Origin of the sequence: Stenotrophomonas sp. AN71 (assembly GCF_050435725.1) — a bacterium.
Taxonomy (GTDB): domain Bacteria; phylum Pseudomonadota; class Gammaproteobacteria; order Xanthomonadales; family Xanthomonadaceae; genus Stenotrophomonas.
The window spans coordinates 60,967-82,570 of the sequence record NZ_JBNDKU010000006.1; the positions used below are offsets into that span (position 1 = coordinate 60,967).

Here is a 21,604-nt window from a genome sequence, read left to right on the forward strand (position 1 = left end):
AATGGCGTTTGAAATCGCGCTGGATTTGTCCACAGCTTTCCCCACCCCCTGGGGCTCGGTAATACAGAGGGTTTCGAGGCATTAAATCCTTTTATTTACAAAGACTTAGCATCGTTTTCCAGCGATTTTGTCTCTACCAGCACCACCAAGCTTTTGATTTATTCCATATTTTTTTAAAGCATAGGGGCACGGAACCACATGCGTTTCACACTGCAGCGCGAAGCCTTTCTCAAGCCGTTGGCACAGGTCGTCAACGTGGTCGAACGCCGCCAGACCCTTCCGGTTCTGGCCAATTTCCTGGTCCAGGTGCAGAACGGCCAGCTGTCGCTGACCGGTACCGACCTGGAAGTGGAGATGGTGTCGCGGATCGCGGTTGAAGATGCCCAGGACGGCGAAACCACCATTCCTGCACGCAAGCTGTTCGAGATCATCCGTGCCCTGCCTGATGGCAGCCGGATCACCGTCTCGCAGACCGGCGACAAGATCACCGTGCAGGCCGGTCGTAGCCGCTTCACCCTGGCCACCCTGCCCTCCAACGACTTCCCGTCGGTGGACGAAGTGGAAGCCACCGAGCGCGTTGCCATTGGCGAAGCGACGCTGAAGGAACTGATCGAGCGCACGGCGTTCGCGATGGCCCAGCAGGACGTGCGCTACTACCTCAACGGCCTGCTGTTCGATCTGCGCGGCGATGCACTGCGTACCGTCGCTACCGACGGCCATCGCCTGGCACTGTGCGAAACCGACCTGGCCAAGCCCAGCGGTTCCAAGCGCCAGATCATCGTGCCGCGCAAGGGTGTGACCGAACTGCAGCGCCTGCTGGAAAGCGGTGATCGCGAGATCGAGCTGGAAGTCGGCCGCAGCCACGTGCGCGTCAAGCGCGACGATGTGACCTTCACTTCGAAGCTGATCGATGGTCGCTTCCCGGACTACGAAGCTGTGATTCCGATCGGCGCCGACCGCGAGGTGAAGGTTGATCGCGAAGCCCTGCGCGCTTCGCTGCAGCGTGCCGCGATCCTGTCCAACGAGAAGTACCGCGGCATCCGCGTGGAAGTCTCGCCGGGCAACCTGAAGATCAGCGCGCACAACCCGGAGCAGGAAGAAGCCCAGGAAGAGATTGAAGCCGATACCACGGTCAGCGATCTGGCCATCGGCTTCAACGTGAACTATCTGCTGGACGCGCTCTCCGCCCTGCGCGATGAGGAAGTCATCATCCAGCTGCGCGATTCCAACTCTTCGGCGCTGGTGCGTGAATCCAGCAGCGAGAAGTCGCGCCATGTGGTGATGCCGCTGCGCCTCTGACAGCAGTGCTGTTCCACGTGGAACCGAACGCGCCCGGGAAATCCCGGGCGTTTTTTTTGGTTCCACGTGGAGCACCGCCGTTGTGGTACTCGTGGACCTGGCCGCGGCCAGGTTGCGTCTTCTTCGGCGATCCTGCATCCCATTGCGGGTAGTCATGTCGAGGCAAGAACAGACCTGGCTCGGTTGCTTCCTCCGCAGGCCGTGGACCTTTCCCGCGAGCGACATCAGTGCGAATTCTGGATCTGGGCCGCGTTTGGTTCCTTGCAGGTCAGCGAGCCGGTGCTGACAGGGCAATCAACTCTGCCAACCAGGCAGGCCCCGGTTCTCTGCTGACGCCTCTGTCCACAGGCTTGGATCGGGGGAATTCGGGCCCAGCCTAGCTTCTAAATCTGGGTATAAATCTAAAGCATGGTGGTGATGGTAGAGCCAGATTTTATGTAGAAATACCTTATCTATTTGATTTTAAATGGATTTATGCACATGAAACCCCCTGTATAGAGGGCCCTGGGGCTGGGGGGGAACCTGTGGATAGTTTCTGAGGCAGGACGAAAGGGCTTTTTTATCCACAGATTGCCCATACCTTGTGCATAAGTCATACAGGCCTCCTGTGGGTAGTGTGAAACGAAGGCCGAGAATTTCTTGAATTCTGTGGAACGTGCCACACGAGGCCCTTGCAGATTTCAAGGAATCTGCGGCTGCGTCGGCGCTGACTGCGATTGATATGGCCTCACCCTTCTTCGCACTGCCGGTGAAATCGTTAAGATCTGGGGGGTTGGAGCCTGCGGCGCCGCGCAGATTTGAAGGATTCTCCGGCCTTTGCGACGGCTCGCCGCTGCCGATCCATGAAGATCGGCACGTGAAACACCCGGATCAGGTCGAGGCTCAAGCAGCAACTGCACCTAGACCCCGCGCGGCGCGCCTGTCTTGACCGATGCAGTAAGCTGATGGATTCCCTGCCCTTCTACCGCCCCGTGCGGATGGTCTTTCGCGCCCCATGCAGATCCGCCGCCTCGCCTTGCATCAACTGCGTCGCTTCAGTGCGGTGGACCTGTCGCCCAAGCCGGGTTTGAACCTGCTGACCGGCGACAACGGTGCCGGAAAGACCAGCGTGCTCGAAGCGCTGCACCTGATGGCCTATGGCCGCAGTTTCCGCGGTCGGGTACGTGATGGATTGGTCCGGCAGGGCCAGGATGCGCTGGAAATCTTTGTGGAATGGGACGAACAGCGCGCCAATCACGCGCCGCATCGCCGAAAGGCCGGTCTGCGCCACAGCGGTAATGACTGGAAGGGGCGATTGGATGGCGAAGACGTCGCCCAGCTCGGGAATCTCTGCGCTGCCCTGGCCGTGGTGACGTTTGAGCCTGGCAGCCACGCCCTGGTGAGTGGTGGCGGCGAACCCCGCCGTCGCTTCCTCGATTGGGGCTTGTTCCACGTGGAACCGGATTTTTTGTCCCTGTGGCGGCGCTACTCGCGGGCCTTGAAGCAGCGCAATGCGCTGTTGAAGCAAGGCGGGCCTTCGCGAATGCTCGATACTTGGGATCACGAGCTGGCGGAGGCGGGCGAGCCGCTTACCAGCCGTCGCCAGCACTACCTGGAGCGCCTGCAGCAGCGCACCGTAACGTTGGCTGCCAACCTGGCCCCTCAACTGGGTATCCAGGGGATGGAGCTGAGCCCCGGCTGGCGCCGCCACGAACTCCCTTTGGCTGACGCCCTGCTTCTGGCCCGGGAACGGGACCGCCAGGCAGGCTATACCTCGGTCGGTCCGCATCGGGCAGACTGGAGCGTGGATTTCCACAGCATTCCGGGTCGCGATGCGCTGTCCCGTGGCCAGGCAAAGCTGACGGCATTGGCCTGCCTGCTGGCCCAGGCCGAGGACTATGCCGAGCAGCGTGGCGAGTGGCCGGTGATCGCACTGGATGATCTGGCCTCGGAGCTCGACCGCACCCACCAGGCCCGGGTACTGGAGCGCCTGCTCAATGGCCCGGCGCAGATCTTCATCACCGCCACTGAAACCCCGGCGGCGCTGCAGGAACTGGACCACATCGCCCGGTTCCACGTGGAACATGCACAGATCGTGGCTGTGCCATAGTGGGCACAACAGGGCCGCTCGACCCCGGCTGGTATAATTCGGGTTGAAACCCTTTCATTCTCGGCACATCGCCCCAGGCGGTGTCCGACCTGCGGAGCCTACGGCAAGCGCAATGAGCGACGAACAGAACACCCCGGCAAACAACGGCAATTACGACGCCAACAGCATTACCGCCCTGGAAGGCCTGGAGGCTGTCCGCAAGCGTCCCGGTATGTACATCGGTGACGTCCATGACGGTACCGGCCTGCACCACATGGTGTTCGAGGTCGTCGACAACTCGATCGACGAAGCGCTCGCTGGCCACGCCGATCATGTGGCGGTTGTGATCCACGCAGACGGCTCGGTGTCGGTGTCCGACAACGGCCGTGGCATCCCGGTCGGCAAGCATGAGCAGATGAGCGCCAAGCTCGGTCGCGAAGTGTCCGCCGCCGAAGTGGTGATGACCGTCCTGCACGCGGGCGGCAAGTTCGATGACAACAGCTACAAGGTTTCGGGCGGCCTGCATGGCGTCGGTGTCAGCGTGGTCAATGCGTTGTCGCAGAAACTGCTGGTGGACGTGTTCCAGGGCGGTTTCCACTACCAGCAGGAATTCAGCGACGGCGCCGCTGTGAGCCCGCTCAAGCAGTTGGGCACCACCACCAAGCGCGGTACCACTGTGCGCTTCTGGCCGTCGACGGTCGCTTTCCACGGCAACGTGGAATTCCACTACGACATCCTGGCCCGCCGCCTGCGTGAACTGTCGTTCCTCAACTCCGGTGTCAAGATCGTGCTGGCCGACGAGCGCGGCGACGGCCGTCGCGATGATTTCCACTACGAAGGCGGCATCCGCAGCTTCGTGGAGCATCTGGCTCAGCTGAAGACCCCGCTGCACCCGAATGTCATTTCGGTCACCGGCGAACACAACAACATCGTCGTGGACGTGGCGCTGCAGTGGACCGACTCCTACCAGGAGACGATGTACTGCTTCACCAACAACATTCCGCAGAAGGACGGTGGTACCCACCTGGCCGGCTTCCGCGGTGCGTTGACCCGTGTGCTCAACAACTACATCGAGCAGAACGGCATCGCCAAGCAGGCCAAGATCAACCTGACCGGCGATGACATGCGCGAAGGCATGATCGCGGTGCTGTCGGTGAAGGTGCCGGACCCGAGCTTCTCCAGCCAGACCAAGGAAAAGCTCGTCAGTTCCGACGTGCGCCCAGCCGTGGAAAACGCCTTCGGTGCGCGCCTGGAAGAATTCCTGCAGGAAAACCCGAACGAAGCCAAGGCGATCGCCGGCAAGATCGTCGACGCTGCGCGTGCACGCGAAGCGGCGCGCAAGGCCCGCGACCTGACCCGCCGCAAGGGTGCGCTGGACATCGCCGGCCTGCCGGGCAAGCTGGCCGACTGCCAGGAAAAGGACCCGGCACTGTCCGAGCTGTTCATCGTCGAGGGTGACTCGGCAGGTGGCTCGGCCAAGCAGGGCCGCAACCGCAAGAACCAGGCGGTGCTGCCGCTGCGCGGCAAGATCCTCAACGTGGAACGCGCGCGCTTTGACCGCATGCTGGCTTCCGACCAGGTCGGTACGCTGATCACCGCGCTGGGTACCGGCATCGGTCGCGACGAGTACAACCCGGACAAGCTGCGCTACCACAAGATCATCATCATGACCGACGCCGACGTCGACGGCGCGCATATCCGCACCCTGCTGCTGACGTTCTTCTACCGTCAGATGCCGGAGCTGATCGAGCGTGGTTACGTCTACATCGGCCTGCCGCCGCTGTACAAGATCAAGCAGGGCAAGCAGGAGCTGTACCTGAAGGACGACCCGGCGCTGGACAGCTACCTGGCCAGCAGCGCAGTGGAAAACGCTGCACTGGTGCCGGCCACCGGCGAGCCCGGCATCGAAGGTCTGGCGCTGGAAAAACTGCTGCTGGCCTACGCCGCCGCGCTGGATTCGATCGAGCGCAATGCGCACCGTTACGACCGCAACCTGCTCGAAGCGCTGGTTGATTTCGTGCCGATGGATCTGGAAAGCCTGCGCAATGCCGGCGAAGGCGAAGGCCTTGATGCACTGGCCAAGCGCCTCAACCAGGGCAACCTGGGCAGCCCGCGTTTCAGCCTGGAACTGCAGGAAGCCAATGAAGAGCGGCCGGCAGCGGTGCTGGTGACCCGTCGCCACATGGGCGAGCAGCACGTGCAGGTGTTGCCGATGTCGGCCTTCGAAAGCGGCGAACTGCGCGCGATCCACCAGACCTCCACGCTGCTGCATGGCCTGGTCCGCGAGGGCGCGACCATTTCCCGCGGCGCCAAGTCGATCGAAGTCGACTCGTTCGCCAAGGCGCAGAACTGGCTGCTTGAAGAGGCCAAGCGCGGCCGCCAGATCCAGCGATTCAAGGGTCTGGGTGAAATGAATCCGGAACAGCTGTGGGACACCACCGTGAACCCGGAGACCCGTCGCCTGCTGCAGGTGCGGATCGAAGACGCGGTCGCCGCCGACCAGATCTTCAGCACCCTGATGGGCGATGTCGTCGAACCGCGTCGCGACTTCATCGAAGACAATGCGCTGAAGGTCGCCAACCTGGATATCTGACACAATCGGGACATGGCCGGTGCGCGGGGAGGCGCGCCGGCCTTCGTCCCTTGAATGCAGGTATCTGATGTCCGCTTCCGCCCCGGTTTCCGCCCCGCCTCCGGTTCCGCCGGCATCCGCCGCGCCACGTGCCGTGTCGCCGTTGGCGAGCTTCTTCATCGACCTGGGTATCGCCGCCGTCACCCTGGTCGGCCTGAGCATGGTCACCGGCCTGTTCTGGGGCTTCTACCGCGCCATCATGGTCGGTTACGCCAATGCCGAGGCCAATGCGGGGGCCATGACGCCGGCCGCCACGAGCGCTGCGGTGGGCCAGCCGGGTGCCCTGGCACAGATCCTGATGGCATTGATCTCCACCGGAGGCGCTGCCCTGCTGCTGTATTTCTGGCGGCGCCCGGCAAACGCCGCAGAGCGGCAGGCTTCACGCCAAGCCGTGCGACGGCCCGCCACGTGGGGATGGACCCTGTTGGTGGCCACCCTGATCGTACTGGGCAGCAACGGCATCGCCCTGCTTGCCAAGCAGTTCGGCATCGAACCGGTGCCGACCAACGTGGAACTGATGCAGAGCGCGATCGCGCGTTTCCCGCTGTTCCTGGTGCTGTTCGCGGTGATCCTTGCCCCGGCCTACGAGGAACTGCTGTTCCGCCGGGTCCTGTTTGGCCGCCTGTGGCAGGCCGGCTACCCCTGGCTGGGTATCATCCTCAGCAGCCTGGCATTCGCGCTGGTCCATGAAATGCCGGGGCTCAGCAAGAATTCGCTGCTGGGCATGGCACAGCTGTGGCTGGTCTATGGCGGCATGGGCGCGGCCTTCTGCTGGTTGTACCGGCGCACCGGCACCCTCTGGGCCGCGATTGCCGCGCACGCGTTGAACAACGCGATTGCCCTTGCCGCGATGGTGTTTCTTGGCGCAACGTAACGTGCTGTCCGCTTGACGAAAGATTAAGCAGGTACGTTACACACTGCACATATGAACGCGGGGGGATCCATGAAACAACTGCTGTTGGCCCTTGTCATCACCACCCTGGTCAGCGCCTGCGCGACCACCACGTCGCCGACCGGGCGACGCCAGATGGTGGGGGGCGTATCACAGGCACAGCTGGACCAGCTGGGTGCACAGGCGTTCGCCGAGACCAAGCAGAAGGAAAAGATCAGCACTGATGGCCGCCAGAACGGCTATGTGCAGTGCGTGGTGAACGCCTTGGTCGCACAGTTGCCAGCCCAGTACCGTGGCGTACGGTGGGAGACGGCGGTATTCGTCGACAAGGAACCCAATGCCTTCGCCCTGCCCGGCGGCAAGGTCGGCGTGAACACCGGCATCTTCACCGTGGCCAAGAACCAAGATCAGCTGGCTGCCGTGATCGGCCATGAGATCGGCCACGTCATCGCCCGCCACCACGAGGAGCGCATCACCCGGCAGATGGGGGCGCAGACCGGTCTGGCCGTGCTCGGGGCGCTGGCCGGCGCCGCCTATGGCGATGGCGCTGCCAGTACGGTCAACCAGCTGGGTGGAATGGGCGCGCAGACCGCGTTCCTGCTGCCGGGTTCGCGGACCCAGGAAAGCGAGGCCGATGTCATCGGCCAGCGGCTGATGGCCCAGGCCGGATTCAACCCGGCCCAGGCGGTCGATCTGTGGCAGAACATGATGGCGGCCAGTGGCGGCCGGAGCCCGCAGTGGCTGTCCACCCACCCCGATCCGGCCAGCCGGATCCAGGAACTGCGGCGCGATGCCCCCGGCTTGACCCCGGTCTATCAGCAGGCGCAGGCGGCCGGGCTGCGGCCAAAGTGCGGATGAGTGCGCAGTCTTATGCTGTAGTGCAGCACATAAAACGATTTCTCACGCCATCTGTTTCTGATACGTTTGGCGGCTCAGATTTTTCTGACAGTCCGACTTTGCCGCTAACCGGCGGTTCGATCGAGGTGAACGATGATTTTCCGTAACCACAAAGCTGTGCTTTCCGTCCTCGTCGCGACCGCCCTGACCGGCGCCGTGGTCACCGATGCCTTTGCGCAGTCCTCGCGTTCCTCGGACCGTGGCAGCCGTGGCGGCAGCAGCAACAAGCAGGCCAAGGCCGAAGCGCTGTACCCGAACGCGACCCGCCAGGAGCCGACCGCCAAGGCGTCGGCCAAGATGGGCAGCAAGCTGCAGAAGATGATCGACAGCTACAACAAGGAAAAGTTCCCGGAAACGCGCGAGCAGGCTGACGCGATCCTGGCCGACAGCGCCTCGAACGAGTACGACAAGTCGCTGGCCGCGCAGCTGGCCTCGCAGGCGGCCTACCAAACCGAGGACGTTGCGGCGGCCATCGCTTACCTGAAGCAGGTCCTGCAGTTCAACGGCCTGGACAACAATGGCCACTTCCAGTCGATGCTGATGCTGGGCCAGCTGCAGCTGCAGGAAGACCAGACCGCTGAAGGCCTGGCCACCCTGGACAAGTACTTTGCCGAGAGCAAGTCGACCAAGCCGGAAGAACTGATCGCCAAGGGCCAGGCGCTGTACCAGCTGGAGCGGTACCAGGAAGCGATCCCGGTGCTGCAGCAGGCCATCGCCGGCGCCACCGAACCGAAGGACAACTGGAACCAGCTGCTGATGGCAGCCCTGTCCGAAGCCGGCCAGACCGGTGAAGCGGTGAAGACCGCCGAAGCACTGGCGGCGAAGAACCCGAATGACAAGAAGGCCCAGCTGAACCTGGCCAACATGTACATGCAGGCTGACCAGATGCCGAAGGCCGCCGCGGTGATGGACAAGCTGCGCAGCAGCGGCCAGCTCACCGAAGAGCGCGAGTACAAGCAGCTGTACTCGATCTATGCCAACACCGAGAACAAGGAAAAGGACGTCATCGCGGTCATCAATGAAGGGTTGCAGAAGGGCATCCTGAAGCCGGACTACCAGGTCTACCTGGCGCTGGCCCAGTCCTACTACTACTCCGACCAGGTGCCGCAGGCGATCGATGCGTGGCAGAAGGCCGCCCCGCTCTCCAAGGACGGTGAGACCTACCTGAACCTGGCACGCGTCCTGCATGCCGAAGGTCGCGTCCCCGAGGCCAAGAAGGCCGCCCAGCAGGCGCTGGCGAAGGGCGTGAAGAACCAGGCTGATGCCAAGAAAATCATCAACCTGAAGTAAGTAGGAATAACGCCTGAACGCCTGCCCAGTTGATGCGCAGGCGCTCAGGATTGGTATAAGCTTGGAGGTTCCTGCGGTGTCATGCACCGCTGATCAGGGATTCCGCCCCCGGCATCCCGGCCCCACTATTGAGCTCTTGGCGCATGACGGAACAACTAGTCGTTCACCGGTACGAACAACCCGATGACAAGGGGCTGAGCTGGCCTCGCATCGTCGGCATCGCGTTTGTAATTGCCCTGCATCTGGCCGCCTTCATGATGCTCCTGATCCCAGCCGTGGCTCCCAAGGCCGTGACGGAGAAGGAACGCAACGTCATGGTGACCATCGTCGACGCACCGCCGCCGCCGCCCCCGCCGCCGCCGCCGCCGCCGCCGACGGATACTCCGCCGCCGCCGGTGAAGAATCTGTCGCCGCCGAAGCCGTCGCCGGTCCCGCCGCCGCCGCAGGCGCCGGTCGTGGACGTGCCGGAACCGCGCCCGAACGATATCGTCACCCCGCCGTCGCCCCCGGCGCCGCCGGCTCCGGCGACCTCGATCGAGGCCAGCGTGGACATCTCGTCGAAGGCCATGAATCCGCCGCGCTACCCGCCGGCAGCCTTCCGCGCAGGTATCCAGGGCGAAGTGATCCTGATCATTGATGTCGATGCCAGCGGCAACGTCACCAATGTCACGGTGGAAAAGTCCAGCCGTAACCGCGACCTGGACCGTGCTGCGATGGAAGCAGCTCGCAAGTGGCGCTTCAACGCCGCTGAATCTGGCGGTAAAAAGGCGGCAGGTCGCGTTCGCGTCCCGGTCAACTTTGCGCTGAACTGATGCGCCCGGGTGGCCGTCTGGCCACCCCCGCTTCCAGTTCGATTGTTTAGCTTAGCTACACCCTTTATCACCACACACAACAAAGGTAAGCGTCATGCTGCAGGAACTTTTCATCGCCGCTGCTGCCGGGGGCAATCCGTCCAACGCCCTGTCGCAGATGGGCTTCGAGCACCTGATCCACGAAATGACCACCAAGCCGGGTGATTTCGCGGTTTCCTGGGTCGTGCTGCTGACCCTGATCGCCATGTCGGCCATGTCCTGGTACTGGACCGTCATCAACATCTTCCGTGCGACCCGCCTGAAGAGCGCCGCTGATCGCGTCGTCAGCCTGTTCTGGGATACCCCGAACGCACAGGACGCCATCCGTGCGATGGAAGAACAGCCGGCTTCCGAGCCGTTCTCCAAGATCGCCCTGGACGCTGCCCAGGCAGCTGCGCACCACCAGCGTGCTGAAGGCGGCGCCACCGGTGGCGTGGGTGAGAACCTGAGCCGTTCGGAGTTCGTCGACCGCGCTCTGCGCCAGGCCGTCACCCGCGAAAGCAACAACCTGCAGTCGGGCATGACCCTGCTGGCTACCGTCGGCGCGACCGCTCCGTTCGTCGGTCTGCTGGGTACCGTGTGGGGCATCTACGGCGCGCTGATCAAGATCGGTGCCACCGGCTCCGCTTCGATCGACGCCGTTGCCGGCCCGGTGGGTGAAGCGCTGATCATGACCGCGATCGGTCTGTTCGTCGCGATCCCGGCCGTGTTCGCCTTCAACTTCTTCAGCAAGATCAACAGCGCGACCATCAGCAAGTTCGATACCTTCGCGCACGACCTGCACGACTTCTTCGCCACCGGCTCGCGCGTCCGCTAATTGCGGCGCGTGACCCAGCGACGAAGTAAGTAGTCACCAAGATCTAGACGGAGCCCGTTATGGCTTTCAGTAGTGGTAACAGCGGCGGCCCCATGGCCGACATCAACGTTACGCCCCTCGTGGACGTGATGCTGGTGCTGCTGATCATCTTCATCATCACGGCGCCCCTGATGTCCCACAAGGTCAAGGTGGATCTGCCGGAAGCCAACCTGATCCAGAAGCCGGAAGACGCCGAAAAGCGTTCCGGACCGATCACCCTGGCAGTCAAGGAAGACGGCTCGATCTACTGGAACGACGAAGAAATCAACAAGCAGACTCTCGAGTCGCGCTTGGCGACCGCCGCTCAGCAGACCCCGCAGCCGCCGCTGAACCTGCGTGGTGACCGCACCACCAAGATGCGCGTCATCAACGACCTGACCAAGGTCGCACAGGAGCAGGGCATGCTGGACGTCGGCTTCGTCGCGACCAAAGAGAAGGGGCAATAAGCCATGGCATTCAGTAGTGGTGGTGGCAAGGGCCCCATGGCAGACATCAACGTCACGCCCCTCGTGGACGTGATGCTGGTTCTGCTGATCATCTTCATCGTGACCGCGCCGATCATGACGTATCCGATCGCCGTGGACCTGCCGCAGCGCGTGCTCAACCCACCGCCGCAGCTGGTCGAACCGCCGCCGCCGATCGAACTGAAGATCGACGCCAGCAACCAGGTCTCGTGGAACAACAGCCCGATCAATACTGGCGAGCTGCAGCAGCGGATGGAGAACGAGGTCCAGAAGGACCCGACCAACCAGCCGGAACTGCGCATCGATGCCAGCCCGGATTCGGAGTACGACGTGATGGCCAAGGTTCTGGCCGCCGCGAAGAACGCTCAGATGAAGAAGATCGGTTTCGTGCAGCAGTAATCGCTACACCGCAACACAACAGTCATGACGCGACTGCAAAACGCCCCTGGAGACAGGGGCGTTTTTTTTGTGGGATGCAGTCGGGGTCAGATCCCTCTTCCTGCGGAAAAGGGATCTGACCCCATCAGAGAGCACGCGCCCGCTATGATCGGCGGATGCTCGCCCTCTTCGACTCCCTGCGTCACTGGCTCGACGGCATCGCCCACCTCGGCTCGATCCTGGCGGTGGCCTACCTGCTGTACCTGTTCGCGTTGACGGGCTGGATCATGCTGCAGAAGCGCGAGCCGGTGGCCACGCTGAGCTGGATCCTGTCATTGGCACTGCTGCCGTATCTGGGCCTTTTCATCTACTACCTGCTGGGCCCGCAGAAGGTGAAGCGGCAGCGCCTGCGCCGCGGCCGCGCGCGTTCAGGCATGGAGCACTACAGCGATGTCTGTCCGCCGGATGCCGACTGCACCGAGCTGGCCAAGATCGCCCAGGCCACCACCGGCCTGGCGCCGAGCAGTGCCACCGAAGTGAGCTGGCTGGTCGATGGTGCGGCCACCTACACCGCGCTGCTGGAGGCCATCGCGCAGGCGCGCGACCACGTGCACCTGGAGTACTACATCTTCAATCCCGATCACGCCGGTACTGCGTTGCGCGACGCGCTGGTCGAGCGGGCACGTGCGGGCGTGCAGGTGCGCCTGCTGCTCGACGCAGTGGGCTCGTCCGCCCTGCCCGGCCGTTTCCTGCAGCCTTTGCTGGACGCTGGCGGCGAAGCGGTCTGGTTCCACCCGCGGCAACTGCTCAAACCCTTCAAGCGGCCGTGGTTGAACCTGCGCACCCACCGCAAGCTGGTCATCGTCGACGGCCGGCTGGCCTTCACTGGTGGCATCAACATCACCGACGACGAGGATGAGCGCCGCAAGCCCGACGCCTACCGCGATCTGCACATGCGCATCCGTGGTCACGTGGTGCGCAGCCTGCAGCTGGTGTTCGCCGAAGACTGGCTGTATGCCAGTGGCCAGGACCACTCGCGCTTCGACATCGCCCGGCTGTGGCCGGCCGACATGCCGCTGCGCGCCGACGGCCCGATCAACGCCCAGGTGCTGGTGTCCGGCCCCGACTCGGGCTGGGAAACCATCCACCGGTTGCACGTGGCGGCGATCCAGGAAGCACACGAACGGGTCTGGCTGGTCACGCCCTACTTCGTGCCGGGCGAAGCCGCGCGGATGGCACTGACCTCGGCCGCATTGGGCGGCCTCGACGTGCGCCTGCTCGTGCCGAAGATGAGTGACTCCTGGTTCGTCACCCAGGCCGCGCGTTCCTACTTCGACGAGCTGTTGCATGCCGGGGTGAAGATCTACGAGTACGGTCCGCGGATGCTGCACACCAAGGCCTTCATCGCCGACGACAACGTCTGCATCGTCGGCAGCGCGAACTTCGACCATCGCAGCTTCCGCCTGAACTTCGAGCTGTCGATGATGATCAGCGACCGTGACCGCGTCGCCGCCCTGGCCGACTTCCTGCAGGGGGAGTTCGACCGCGCCACCCGCGTGCAGGACCAGGCCGGCCGCTCCTTGTGGCTGCACCGCCTGCCCGAGGCCTTCGCGCGTCTGGCCTCGCCCCTGCTGTAACGCGGCGCTACACTGCGCCGATCATCCGGGGAGCCCGACTATGTACTGGTTGTACCTGCTGCTGGCGCTGGGCTGTTTCGCCTTCGCGCTGAAGACCCCCAGTGCGGGGTTGATGACCGTGTCCCTGCTGGCCGCCCTCGCCTTCCTGCTGGCCTGGGTTCGTGGACGCTACGTGGCCCGCTTCGGCGACCTGCAGCGCGACCCGGCCACCCTGATCGATGCCGACGAGCTGCGCCGCCTGCGCGAACAGGCCCAGGCCCGCCACGTTGGCGACCCCGACGACCACGACCACGACCCGTCCCCTCTTTCCAAGTAATCCCGTTCCATGACCCAGCTCAGCGTCAACGTCAACAAGATCGCCGTCCTGCGCAATTCACGCGGCGGCGCCGAACCGGACGTGGTGCGTGCCGCCCAGGCCTGCCTGGATGCCGGCGCACATGGCATCACCGTGCATCCGCGGCCGGACCGCCGCCACATCACCGCCGAGGACGTGCTGGCGCTGTCCACGCTGACCCGCGCGCGTGGCGTCGAGTTCAACATCGAGGGCAACCCGTTCGCCCCGCCGCGCGAGGGTTATCCCGGTCTGCTGCCGCTGTGCGCACAGACGTGCCCGGCGCAGGCCACCCTGGTGCCCGATGGCGATGGCCAGATCACCTCGGACCATGGCTTCGACTTTGAACGCGACGGCGAGCGCCTGCGCCCGCTGGTGGCGGAACTGAAGGCGATGGGCTGCCGGGTCAGTCTGTTCGTCGATGCCGGCAATCCGCTGCTGGAGCAGGCCGCCGAAGTGGGTGCCGACCGCGTCGAGCTGTACACCGGCCCGTACGCCGAGGCGCACGCCGCCGGTGATGCACGGGCCATACTGGAGCTGTTCGCAACCGCTGCACGCCGTGCCCAGGCCGTTGGCCTGGGCGTGAACGCCGGCCACGATCTGTCGCAGGACAACCTGCGCGATTTCCTGGCCCACGTGCCGGACGTGCTGGAGGTATCGATCGGCCATGCGCTGATCGGCGAGGCGCTGTATGACGGGCTGGACGCCACCGTGCGGGGCTATCTGGCGTTGCTGTGAGGTAGCGCCGGGCATGGCCCGGCGCTACCAAGATCGTTGTCGCAGCCATTGAGACCGCCGCGACGTACGCTGCGGCAATGGGTATCGCAATCAAGGGCCGAGGTTCCACGTCCCACCTTGCCGGGCGCTTTGAAAGCACCGTCAGCGAGGCGGTGGACGATGGCTGGGCGGTCGATGAAAGCGAGGAGTTCCTCGCCCCGCGCCTGCGCACCGAAGTACGTGCCGAGACCGCGCGCAGCATCATCACCCGCAACACTTCGCCGGACGTCGGCTTCAGCCAGTCGGTGAACCCTTATCGTGGCTGCGAGCATGGTTGTTCGTACTGCTTCGCACGCCCCTCGCATGCTTATCTGAACCTGTCGCCAGGCCTGGACTTCGAAACCAAGCTGTTTGCCAAGACCAACGCGCCGCAGCTGCTGCGCAAGGAGCTGTCGAAGCCGGGCTACGTGCCGCAGCCGATCGCACTGGGCATCAACACCGATGCGTACCAGCCGATCGAACGCAAGTTCAAGCTGACCCGCCAGCTGATCGAAGTGATGCTGGAGACGAAGCATCCCTTCTCGCTGATCACCAAGAACGCACTGGTGGAGCGCGACATCGATCTGCTCGCACCGTTGGCCGCCGAGAACCTGGTCAGCGTGCACTTCTCGGTGACCTCGCTGGACCCGCATCTGTCGGCCAAGCTGGAGCCGCGCGCCTCCGCGCCTCATGCGCGGCTGCGTGCGATGAAGCGCCTGCATGACGCAGGCATTCCGGTCGGCGTGATGGTGGCGCCGGTGATTCCGTGGATCAACGACAGCGAGCTGGAAGCCGTGCTGGAGGCCGCACACGATGCCGGCGCCAGCACCGCAGGTTATGTGCTGCTGCGCCTGCCGCTGGAAGTGGCACCGCTGTTCCGCGACTGGCTGGATACGCATCATCCCGATCGCGCCGCGCACGTGATGAGCACCATCCAGCAGCTGCGCGGCGGCAAGGACTACGACAGCCAGTTCGGCACGCGCATGCGCGGCCAGGGGGTGTATGCGGATCTGTTGAACAACCGCTTCAAGCTGGCGCGAAAGCGGTTGGGCTTCAATGCGCAGAACAGCCATTGGCCGAAGCTGGATTGCAGCCGGTTCCTGAAGCCGTTGCCGCCGCGCAAGGAATCGCCGCAGGGTTCGCTGTTCTGAGTAGAGTCGAGCTTGCTCGACTGGCGACGGAAAAGCAGTCGAACCAGCTCGGCTCTACCCCCCAAACAACTTCTGCGCACTCTGGAACAGGATCCAGCTGGTGGCGATGAACTTGTCGCCACCCTGCGGCCGGTTGCCACGATGGGTATGAGTAAACGCAGTCGGTGCGATCAGCAGGCTGCCGGTGCGCGGTGCGATCTTGCGGCCCTGGAACAGGAACTCGGTTTCGCCTTCGTCGAAGTCGTCGTTGAGGTACAGCGTCCACAGCACATGCCGGTGCAGCGTCTCGGCCTGGGCATCCTTCGGGTACAGCTCGCAGTGCCAGTACGGGTAACCGCCCTCGCCCGCCGCATACCACTGCAGGTTGATCGCACCCGGGCGCAGGCAGGTGCGGGCCAGGTCGGCCAGCTGCTGCTGCGGCATGTCAGGGAAGTCCTCGGCAGACAGGCGTCGCGGTTGGCCGTTGCTGTCCTGGATCTGCAACATCAGCGGGGCGATCAACGCCTGTGGATAACGGCGTAGATAAGTCAGCAGGCCGTTGAACACTGCAATCTGCAGCTGCTGGTCGACATCCTGCCAGCCCTCCAGGCCGCTGATGCGAAGATCCTTGCTGTGCTTGAGTTCCGGGAACACACCACTGCCCACCGCACCTGGCAGCAGGCCGCGCGTAGCGCGCATGCGCTCGACGATCGCCGCGCAGACGTCGCTGGGGACGGCGTTGTGGATGACTTCGATGAAATCGACCGGGCCCTGCTCGTGCATGCGTGCATTCCTTAGGCGGCAACGACTTGATGGTGCCGTTTGCCGCCCTCGGTGTCACCCCACGGTCATGTCATCGATCTGCCATGACCGCTGTCGGGCAACCGCCTGTCAGCCCTGTGCGTCGTCGTGCGCGTGGTGGTAGCGCACCGCCTCGGCCACTTCCTCGCGCGAACCGAGGAACACCGGCACGCGCTGGTGCAGCTGGTCGGGCTGGATATCGAGGATGCGCTCGCGCCCGGTCCAGGCGGCGCCGCCGGCCTGTTCGACCAGCAGGCCCATCGGGTTGGCTTCGTACATCAGGCGCAGCTTGCCGGCCTTGGACGGATCCTTCTTGTCCCACGGGTAGATGAAGATGCCGCCGCGGGTCAGGATGCGGTGCACGTCGGCCACCATGCTGGCGATCCAGCGCATGTTGAAGTTCTTGCCGCGCGCGCCTTCCTTGCCGGCCAGCAGGTCGCCCACATAGGCCTGCATCGGTGCTTCCCAATGGCGCTGGTTGGACATGTTGATGGCGAACTCCTGGGTGGCCGCCGGAATCTGCATGTTCTCGGTGGTCAGCACGAACTCGCCCTTCTCGCGGTCCAGGGTGAAGGCGTGGGTGCCGTGGCCGACGGTCAGCACCAGCTGGGTGCTGGGCCCGTAGATGCAGTAGCCGGCGGCGATCTGCTTGCTGCCCGGCTGCAGGAACGCGTCATCGCCGGGCAGTTCGACGTTGGTCGGGCAGCGCAGCACCGAGAAGATGGTGCCGACGGAGACGTTGACGTCGATGTTGGAGCTGCCGTCGAGGGGATCGAACAGCAGCAGGAAATCGCCGCGCGGGTAGATGTCCGGCACCGGCTGGCTGTGGTCCATTTCCTCCGAGGCGCAGGCGGCGAGATGGCCACCCCAGGCATTGGCTTCGAGCAGGATCTCGTTGCTGATGACGTCCAGCTTCTTCTGCGCTTCACCCTGCACGTTGCCGGTACCGGCGTCGCCCAGCACGCCACCGAGGGCGCCCTTGCTGACGGCGATGGAGATGCTGGTGCAGGCGCGGGCCACGACCGCGATCAGCTGGCGCAGGTCGGCATTGATGCGGCCGGCGTGCTGTTCCTGGATCAGGAAGCGGGTCAACGAAGTACGGGACATGGTCGGACAGGTCTCGGCAGCGGGAAAACGCCTATTGTCGCCGGTCTGGCGAGGGCGTGCGTGAGCGCGGGAAGGCGAAATCGTTTCCAGGTGCGCTGCGCTCGTGGCGCCTTCTCTTCATGTAGGTGCCCCTCTCGCTGCGCTTCCGGGTTCGCCGCGAGCGCGGAGGGAATGGCAAAGGCAAGAGCAAAAAACAAAGGCGCCTTGCGGCGCCCTTGTCTTCAAACCACATGGAACGATCGATCAGCCCTTGGCGACGGTGGCCACGGCCTTGGCGACGTATTCCAGGTTGTTCTGGTTCAGTGCGGCCACGCAGATGCGGCCGGTGCCGACGGCGTAGATGCCGAACTCGTCGCGCAGGCGCTCGACCTGCTCGCGGCTCAGGCCGGAGTAGGAGAACATGCCGGCCTGTTCGTTGATGAAGCCGAACTGCGGTGCACCGGCAGCGGCCAGCTTCTCGACCAGGCCTTGGCGCAGGGCGTGGATGCGCTCGCGCATCTCGGTCAGCTCCTGCTCCCACATCGCGCGCAGTTCCGGGTTGGTCAGCACGCCGGCCACCAGCGCAGCACCGTGGGTGGACGGGCTGGAGTAGATGGTGCGGATCACGCGCTTGACCTGCGACTGCACGGCTTTGGCGTCAGCGGCGGTCGGCGCGACCATCGACAGCGCACCCACGCGCTCGCCGTACAGCGAGAACGACTTGGAGTACGAGTTGGCGACGATGAAGCTGTCGATGCCGGCTTCGGCGATGATGCGCACCGCTGCGCCGTCCTGCTCGATGCCCTTGTCGAAGCCCTGGTAGGCCATGTCGATGAAGGGAAACAGCTGGCGGTCCTTCAGCAGCTGGGCGACCTGCTTCCACTGGGTGACCGTGAGGTCGGCACCGGTGGGGTTGTGGCAGCAGGCGTGCAGCAGCACCACGGTGCCGGCGTCCAGCTTGCCCAGGTCGGCCAGCAGGGCGTCGAAGTTGACGCCATGGGTGGTCGGATCGAAGTAGGTGTACTCCACCACCTCGAAACCGGCCGCGCTGAACACCGCGCGGTGGTTTTCCCAGCTCGGGTTGCTCAGTGCCACGGTGGCGTGCGGCAGCAGCTTCTTCAGCACGTCGGCGCCGACGCGCAGCGCACCGCTGCCACCGACGGTCTGTGCGGTGGTGACGCGGCCGGCGGCCAGCAGCGGCGAGTCCTTGCCGAACACCAGCTCACGCGTGGCCTGCGTATACGCCGGCAGGCCGTCGATCGGCAGGTAGCCGCGCGGTTTGGCTTCAGCGGCGAGCTGCTGCTCGATCTGCTTGACGGCGCGCAGCAGCGGAATGCGGCCGCTCTCGTCGTAGTAGATGCCCACACCCAGGTTGACCTTGGTCGGGCGGCTGTCGGCGTTGTACGCCTCGGTCAGGCCCAGGATCGGGTCGCCTGGGACCAGTTCCACGTTTGCAAAGAAGGACACGGCGGTACTCGTTCGGTAGACGGAAAGGGGGAGGAAGTGCGCTACACGGTCCGCGGCATTTCGGCCGGAAACAGCCCATCGTAACAAAGCCTGCCGGGGCTGGCCGCCGCCATCGTCATCCGCAGCCCCGTACCATGGCGTGCGTTGCCGCCCGATCCATCAACCTGAATCATGAATCCCGCTGCACACCGCCTCCCCCTGCCGCTGTCCGTCCTGCTGATGTCACCCTTGGTGGCTGCGGCCGAAGAACCTGCCCCCACTGCGCTGCCGGTGGTGCAGGTGCAGGCTGCACGCGTGCCCGGCATCGATCCCTTCGCGCTGCCCGCCAGCCTGGACACGGTCTGGATCGATGCCAGCCGGCCCGGTGCCGGCGTGCAGCTGTCCGAGGCGCTGGCCGGGGTGCCGGGCCTGCTGGCGCGCGACCGGCAGAACTTCGCGCAGGACACTCAGCTGTCGATCCGTGGTTTCGGCGCACGCTCGACCTTTGGCGTGCGCGGGGTGCGGGTGCTGATCGACGGCGTGCCGGCCACCATGCCTGACGGACAGGGCCAGCTGTCGCATGCCAGCCTGCTCGGCGCCGAGCGCATCGACGTGCTGCGCGGGCCGTTCTCGGCGCTGTATGGCAACTCCTCCGGCGGCGTGCTGCAGGTATGGAGTGCACAGGGCCACGCCGGCGATCCGTGGCGGTTGCGCGTGAATGCCGGTGCCGACAACACGCTCAGTGTCGGCGTGCAGCTGAAGGGGGCCGGTCGCGGGCTGGACTACAATATCGCTGCCAACCACTTCCGCACCGATGGCTGGCGTGACCACAGCCGTGCGCGCCGCGAATCGCTCAACGCACGGATCGGCGGTGAGTTGGGCGGTGGGCGGCTGGAGTTGCTGCTCAATGCGCTTGATGCGCCCGATGCGCAGGACCCGCTGGGGCTGACCCGCGCGCAGGTGGCGGCGGACCCGCGCCAGGCCACCGCCGTGGCGCATCAGTACAACACCCGCAAATCGGTGCGCCAGCAGCAGGCGGGCCTGCGCTGGACCCGTGAAACCGACACCCAGCGCTGGCAGCTGATGGGCTATGCGGGGCAGCGTGCGGTGACCCAGTACCTGCCGATTCCGCCGACGGCGCAGGCCAATCCGTTGCACGCCGGCGGGGTGATCGATCTGGAGGGAGGTTACGGTGGCCTGGACGCGCGCTGGGGGTGGCACGGTGAGCTGGGCGGACGGCCGCTGGACGTGGTAGCCGGGCTCAGCGCCGACCGGCAACGCCAGCACCGCACCGGCTACGAGAACTTCATCGGCAGCACGCTGGGCGTACGCGGGCGCCTGCGTCGCGACCAGATCGACACCGTGCAGAACGTGGACCAGTTCGCGCAGGCCTGGTGGCAGTGGAGCCCGCGCTGGTCGTTGCTGGCCGGCGTGCGCCACAGCGCGGTGCGCTTCGCGTCCGACGACCGCTATATCGTCGGCGCCAACCCCGATGACAGTGGCCGCCGCCGCTACCAGGCGACCACGCCGGTGGCCGGGATCAGCTTCGAGGCCAGCCCGCAGTGGCGCCTGCATGCCGCTGTGGGCCGCGGCTTCGAGACGCCCACCTTCAACGAGCTGGGGTATCGCGCCGACGGCCGGGCGGGACTGGCGCTGGATCTGGCGGCGGCGCGCAGCCGCAGCCTGGAGGTTGGCAGCAAGTGGCATGCACAGGATGGGACACAACTCGATGTCAGCCTGTTCCGCGCAGATACCGACAATGAGCTGGCCGTTGCCAGCAATATTGGTGGACGCAGCACCTATCGCAACATCGGCCGGACCCGCCGCCAGGGCGTGGAACTGCAGTACCGCCAGCCGTTGGTCGAACAGCTGGAACTGCAGCTGGCCTGGACCTGGCTGCAGGCACAGGTGCGTGCGCCGTACCTGACCTCGAACACCTGGGTTGCCGCCGGCAGCCGCCTGCCCGGGGTGCCACGCCAACAGGCCTTCGCCCGGCTGCAGTGGACCCCGGCCGATTGGCAGTGGGCGCTGGAGGCCACCGCCAGCAGCGATACCGTGGTCAACGACGTGGCCACCGAGCGCGCACCCGGATTCGCCCTGCTGCACCTGGAAGGCGGTCGCCGCTGGACCTTGCCGGGCGGGGAGCTGCGCGCCTTCGCGCGGCTGGAGAACGTGCTGGACCAGGCCTATATCGGCTCGGTGATCGTCAACGATGGCAATGGCCGCTACTACGAGCCGGGCCCGGGGCGGCGGGCCAGCGTGGGGCTGCAGTGGTCGTGGCGCTGAAGCAGTAGTGCCGGCCGGTGGCCGGCATCGCGCCATACATGACGTCAGGAGGTTGCCGGCCAGCGGCCGGCACTACCCGTCAGTCGGGGGCCTTGGCCGGCACGAACGCTGAGGTCGGGTCGCTGGCTGGGAAGGTCTCCTCCAGTGCCTCGTCCTGGTTGTCGCTGGCGCGCTGCTTGCGTTCGCGGCGCTTGAGCGGGCTCTCCTGGCCGCCGCGATGACGGTCACCGCCGTCCTTGCGGTCCTGGGCTGCCTGTTCAGCCTCGTGCTTCACCGGTAGATGGTCTTCACCGTGTTCGGCGTCGAAGAACGGCGCACCGGAGCCGCGGTAGTCCGCGTTGTCGGCATCGTGCTTGCCGCGCTGCTCGCCGGGGATGGGTGGATGATTGCCGCGCAGCGGATCGCGGGAGGTCTCTCGGCTCATGGTCTGGGTACCTGTGCTCGGGGAGCCCCACTACACCGCCCCGGAGGTAAAGCCGCCGCGAACCTGGCGTCATGAACATC

At 65.0% G+C, this 21,604-nt stretch carries 19 protein-coding genes; 15 read left to right on the forward strand and 4 right to left on the reverse strand.

The annotated features are described in order from the left end of the window. The first annotated feature begins 198 nt into the window (after window positions 1-198). The 14 genes from dnaN to ABH900_RS11380 all read left to right on the forward strand — a co-directional run bounded on the left by dnaN (window position 199) and on the right by ABH900_RS11380 (window position 15,502). The gene (gene dnaN / locus ABH900_RS11315) at window positions 199-1,299 is read left to right on the forward strand and encodes a DNA polymerase III subunit beta (protein WP_005411731.1); all 1,101 of its coding nucleotides are present in this window, start codon (window positions 199-201) and stop codon (window positions 1,297-1,299) included. A 994-nt stretch (window positions 1,300-2,293) separates the two neighbouring features. Continuing rightward, a complete protein-coding gene (gene recF / locus ABH900_RS11320; protein WP_429622941.1) occupies window positions 2,294-3,388 on the forward strand; it encodes a DNA replication/repair protein RecF in 1,095 nt (364 codons plus the stop codon). A gap of 112 nt (window positions 3,389-3,500) precedes the next feature. Further along, window positions 3,501-5,960 (forward strand): DNA topoisomerase (ATP-hydrolyzing) subunit B, encoded by a 2,460-nt coding sequence (gene gyrB, locus ABH900_RS11325; protein ID WP_429622942.1) that lies wholly within the window; start codon window positions 3,501-3,503, stop codon window positions 5,958-5,960. A 67-nt stretch (window positions 5,961-6,027) separates the two neighbouring features. Beyond that, window positions 6,028-6,873 carry a CPBP family intramembrane glutamic endopeptidase gene (locus tag ABH900_RS11330; protein WP_429622943.1) on the forward strand — a complete coding sequence of 282 codons (846 nt, stop codon included), beginning with the start codon at window positions 6,028-6,030 and terminating at the stop codon, window positions 6,871-6,873. A 69-nt stretch (window positions 6,874-6,942) separates the two neighbouring features. Further along, window positions 6,943-7,749 (forward strand): M48 family metallopeptidase, encoded by an 807-nt coding sequence (locus ABH900_RS11335; protein ID WP_429622944.1) that lies wholly within the window; start codon window positions 6,943-6,945, stop codon window positions 7,747-7,749. A gap of 132 nt (window positions 7,750-7,881) precedes the next feature. After that, window positions 7,882-9,078: a tetratricopeptide repeat protein gene (locus tag ABH900_RS11340; protein ID WP_429622945.1), complete on the forward strand. Its 1,197-nt coding sequence runs from the start codon at window positions 7,882-7,884 to the stop codon at window positions 9,076-9,078. Window positions 9,079-9,221: 143 nt separating this feature from the next. After that, window positions 9,222-9,890: an energy transducer TonB gene (locus ABH900_RS11345; protein ID WP_429622946.1), complete on the forward strand. Its 669-nt coding sequence runs from the start codon at window positions 9,222-9,224 to the stop codon at window positions 9,888-9,890. Window positions 9,891-9,984: 94 nt separating this feature from the next. Continuing rightward, window positions 9,985-10,746 (forward strand): TonB-system energizer ExbB, encoded by a 762-nt coding sequence (gene exbB, locus ABH900_RS11350; RefSeq protein ID WP_429622947.1) that lies wholly within the window; start codon window positions 9,985-9,987, stop codon window positions 10,744-10,746. 59 nt (window positions 10,747-10,805) lie between these two features. Next, a complete protein-coding gene (locus ABH900_RS11355; RefSeq protein WP_005411739.1) occupies window positions 10,806-11,231 on the forward strand; it encodes an ExbD/TolR family protein in 426 nt (141 codons plus the stop codon). A 3-nt stretch (window positions 11,232-11,234) separates the two neighbouring features. Further along, window positions 11,235-11,648 (forward strand): ExbD/TolR family protein, encoded by a 414-nt coding sequence (locus ABH900_RS11360; RefSeq protein WP_429622948.1) that lies wholly within the window; start codon window positions 11,235-11,237, stop codon window positions 11,646-11,648. Window positions 11,649-11,803: 155 nt separating this feature from the next. Next, window positions 11,804-13,264, forward strand: a complete 1,461-nt coding sequence (cls, locus tag ABH900_RS11365; RefSeq protein ID WP_429622949.1) for a cardiolipin synthase — start codon at window positions 11,804-11,806, stop codon at window positions 13,262-13,264. A 40-nt stretch (window positions 13,265-13,304) separates the two neighbouring features. Further along, a complete protein-coding gene (locus ABH900_RS11370; protein ID WP_429622950.1) occupies window positions 13,305-13,580 on the forward strand; it encodes a hypothetical protein in 276 nt (91 codons plus the stop codon). Window positions 13,581-13,589: 9 nt separating this feature from the next. Then, window positions 13,590-14,333, forward strand: coding sequence for a pyridoxine 5'-phosphate synthase (locus tag ABH900_RS11375; protein ID WP_429622951.1), 744 nt, complete (start codon window positions 13,590-13,592; stop codon window positions 14,331-14,333). A 77-nt stretch (window positions 14,334-14,410) separates the two neighbouring features. Next, window positions 14,411-15,502, forward strand: coding sequence for a PA0069 family radical SAM protein (locus ABH900_RS11380; RefSeq protein WP_429622952.1), 1,092 nt, complete (start codon window positions 14,411-14,413; stop codon window positions 15,500-15,502). Window positions 15,503-15,556: 54 nt separating this feature from the next. On the opposite strand, the gene ABH900_RS11385 is transcribed toward ABH900_RS11380, so the two are convergent. The 3 genes from ABH900_RS11385 to ABH900_RS11395 form a co-directional block, all read right to left on the reverse strand. Further along, complete coding sequence (locus tag ABH900_RS11385) at window positions 15,557-16,264, reverse strand: 2OG-Fe(II) oxygenase (RefSeq protein WP_429622953.1); 708 nt, start codon at window positions 16,262-16,264, stop codon at window positions 15,557-15,559. 108 nt (window positions 16,265-16,372) lie between these two features. Beyond that, the gene (locus ABH900_RS11390) at window positions 16,373-17,389 is read right to left on the reverse strand and encodes a class 1 fructose-bisphosphatase (protein WP_014035428.1); all 1,017 of its coding nucleotides are present in this window, start codon (window positions 17,387-17,389) and stop codon (window positions 16,373-16,375) included. A gap of 243 nt (window positions 17,390-17,632) precedes the next feature. Further along, entirely contained in the window at window positions 17,633-18,835 is a 1,203-nt protein-coding gene (locus ABH900_RS11395) for an aromatic amino acid transaminase (protein WP_429622954.1), read from the reverse strand. Window positions 18,836-19,006: 171 nt separating this feature from the next. Between ABH900_RS11395 and ABH900_RS11400 the strand changes: the two genes are divergently transcribed. Further along, entirely contained in the window at window positions 19,007-21,100 is a 2,094-nt protein-coding gene (locus tag ABH900_RS11400) for a TonB-dependent receptor family protein (RefSeq protein ID WP_429622955.1), read from the forward strand. Between the two features lie 79 nt (window positions 21,101-21,179). Here ABH900_RS11400 and ABH900_RS11405 read toward each other — a convergent pair whose 3' ends face one another. Then, window positions 21,180-21,524 carry a hypothetical protein gene (locus tag ABH900_RS11405; protein WP_429622956.1) on the reverse strand — a complete coding sequence of 115 codons (345 nt, stop codon included), beginning with the start codon at window positions 21,522-21,524 and terminating at the stop codon, window positions 21,180-21,182. Window positions 21,525-21,604 lie beyond the last annotated feature (80 nt).

Excerpts from the sequence above, each read along its gene's own strand:
- dnaN (WP_005411731.1), top strand. The coding sequence starts at position 199 with ATGCGTTTCACACTGCAGCGCGAAGCCTTTCTCAAGCCGTTGGCACAG.
- recF (WP_429622941.1), top strand. The coding sequence starts at position 2,294 with ATGCAGATCCGCCGCCTCGCCTTGCATCAACTGCGTCGCTTCAGTGCG.
- gyrB (WP_429622942.1), top strand. The coding sequence starts at position 3,501 with ATGAGCGACGAACAGAACACCCCGGCAAACAACGGCAATTACGACGCC.
- ABH900_RS11330 (WP_429622943.1), top strand. The coding sequence starts at position 6,028 with ATGTCCGCTTCCGCCCCGGTTTCCGCCCCGCCTCCGGTTCCGCCGGCA.
- ABH900_RS11335 (WP_429622944.1), top strand. The coding sequence starts at position 6,943 with ATGAAACAACTGCTGTTGGCCCTTGTCATCACCACCCTGGTCAGCGCC.
- ABH900_RS11340 (WP_429622945.1), top strand. The coding sequence starts at position 7,882 with ATGATTTTCCGTAACCACAAAGCTGTGCTTTCCGTCCTCGTCGCGACC.
- ABH900_RS11345 (WP_429622946.1), top strand. The coding sequence starts at position 9,222 with ATGACGGAACAACTAGTCGTTCACCGGTACGAACAACCCGATGACAAG.
- exbB (WP_429622947.1), top strand. The coding sequence starts at position 9,985 with ATGCTGCAGGAACTTTTCATCGCCGCTGCTGCCGGGGGCAATCCGTCC.
- ABH900_RS11355 (WP_005411739.1), top strand. The coding sequence starts at position 10,806 with ATGGCTTTCAGTAGTGGTAACAGCGGCGGCCCCATGGCCGACATCAAC.
- ABH900_RS11360 (WP_429622948.1), top strand. The coding sequence starts at position 11,235 with ATGGCATTCAGTAGTGGTGGTGGCAAGGGCCCCATGGCAGACATCAAC.
- cls (WP_429622949.1), top strand. The coding sequence starts at position 11,804 with ATGCTCGCCCTCTTCGACTCCCTGCGTCACTGGCTCGACGGCATCGCC.
- ABH900_RS11370 (WP_429622950.1), top strand. The coding sequence starts at position 13,305 with ATGTACTGGTTGTACCTGCTGCTGGCGCTGGGCTGTTTCGCCTTCGCG.
- ABH900_RS11375 (WP_429622951.1), top strand. The coding sequence starts at position 13,590 with ATGACCCAGCTCAGCGTCAACGTCAACAAGATCGCCGTCCTGCGCAAT.
- ABH900_RS11380 (WP_429622952.1), top strand. The coding sequence starts at position 14,411 with ATGGGTATCGCAATCAAGGGCCGAGGTTCCACGTCCCACCTTGCCGGG.
- ABH900_RS11385 (WP_429622953.1), bottom strand. The coding sequence starts at position 16,264 with ATGCACGAGCAGGGCCCGGTCGATTTCATCGAAGTCATCCACAACGCC.
- ABH900_RS11390 (WP_014035428.1), bottom strand. The coding sequence starts at position 17,389 with ATGTCCCGTACTTCGTTGACCCGCTTCCTGATCCAGGAACAGCACGCC.
- ABH900_RS11400 (WP_429622955.1), top strand. The coding sequence starts at position 19,007 with ATGAATCCCGCTGCACACCGCCTCCCCCTGCCGCTGTCCGTCCTGCTG.
- ABH900_RS11405 (WP_429622956.1), bottom strand. The coding sequence starts at position 21,524 with ATGAGCCGAGAGACCTCCCGCGATCCGCTGCGCGGCAATCATCCACCC.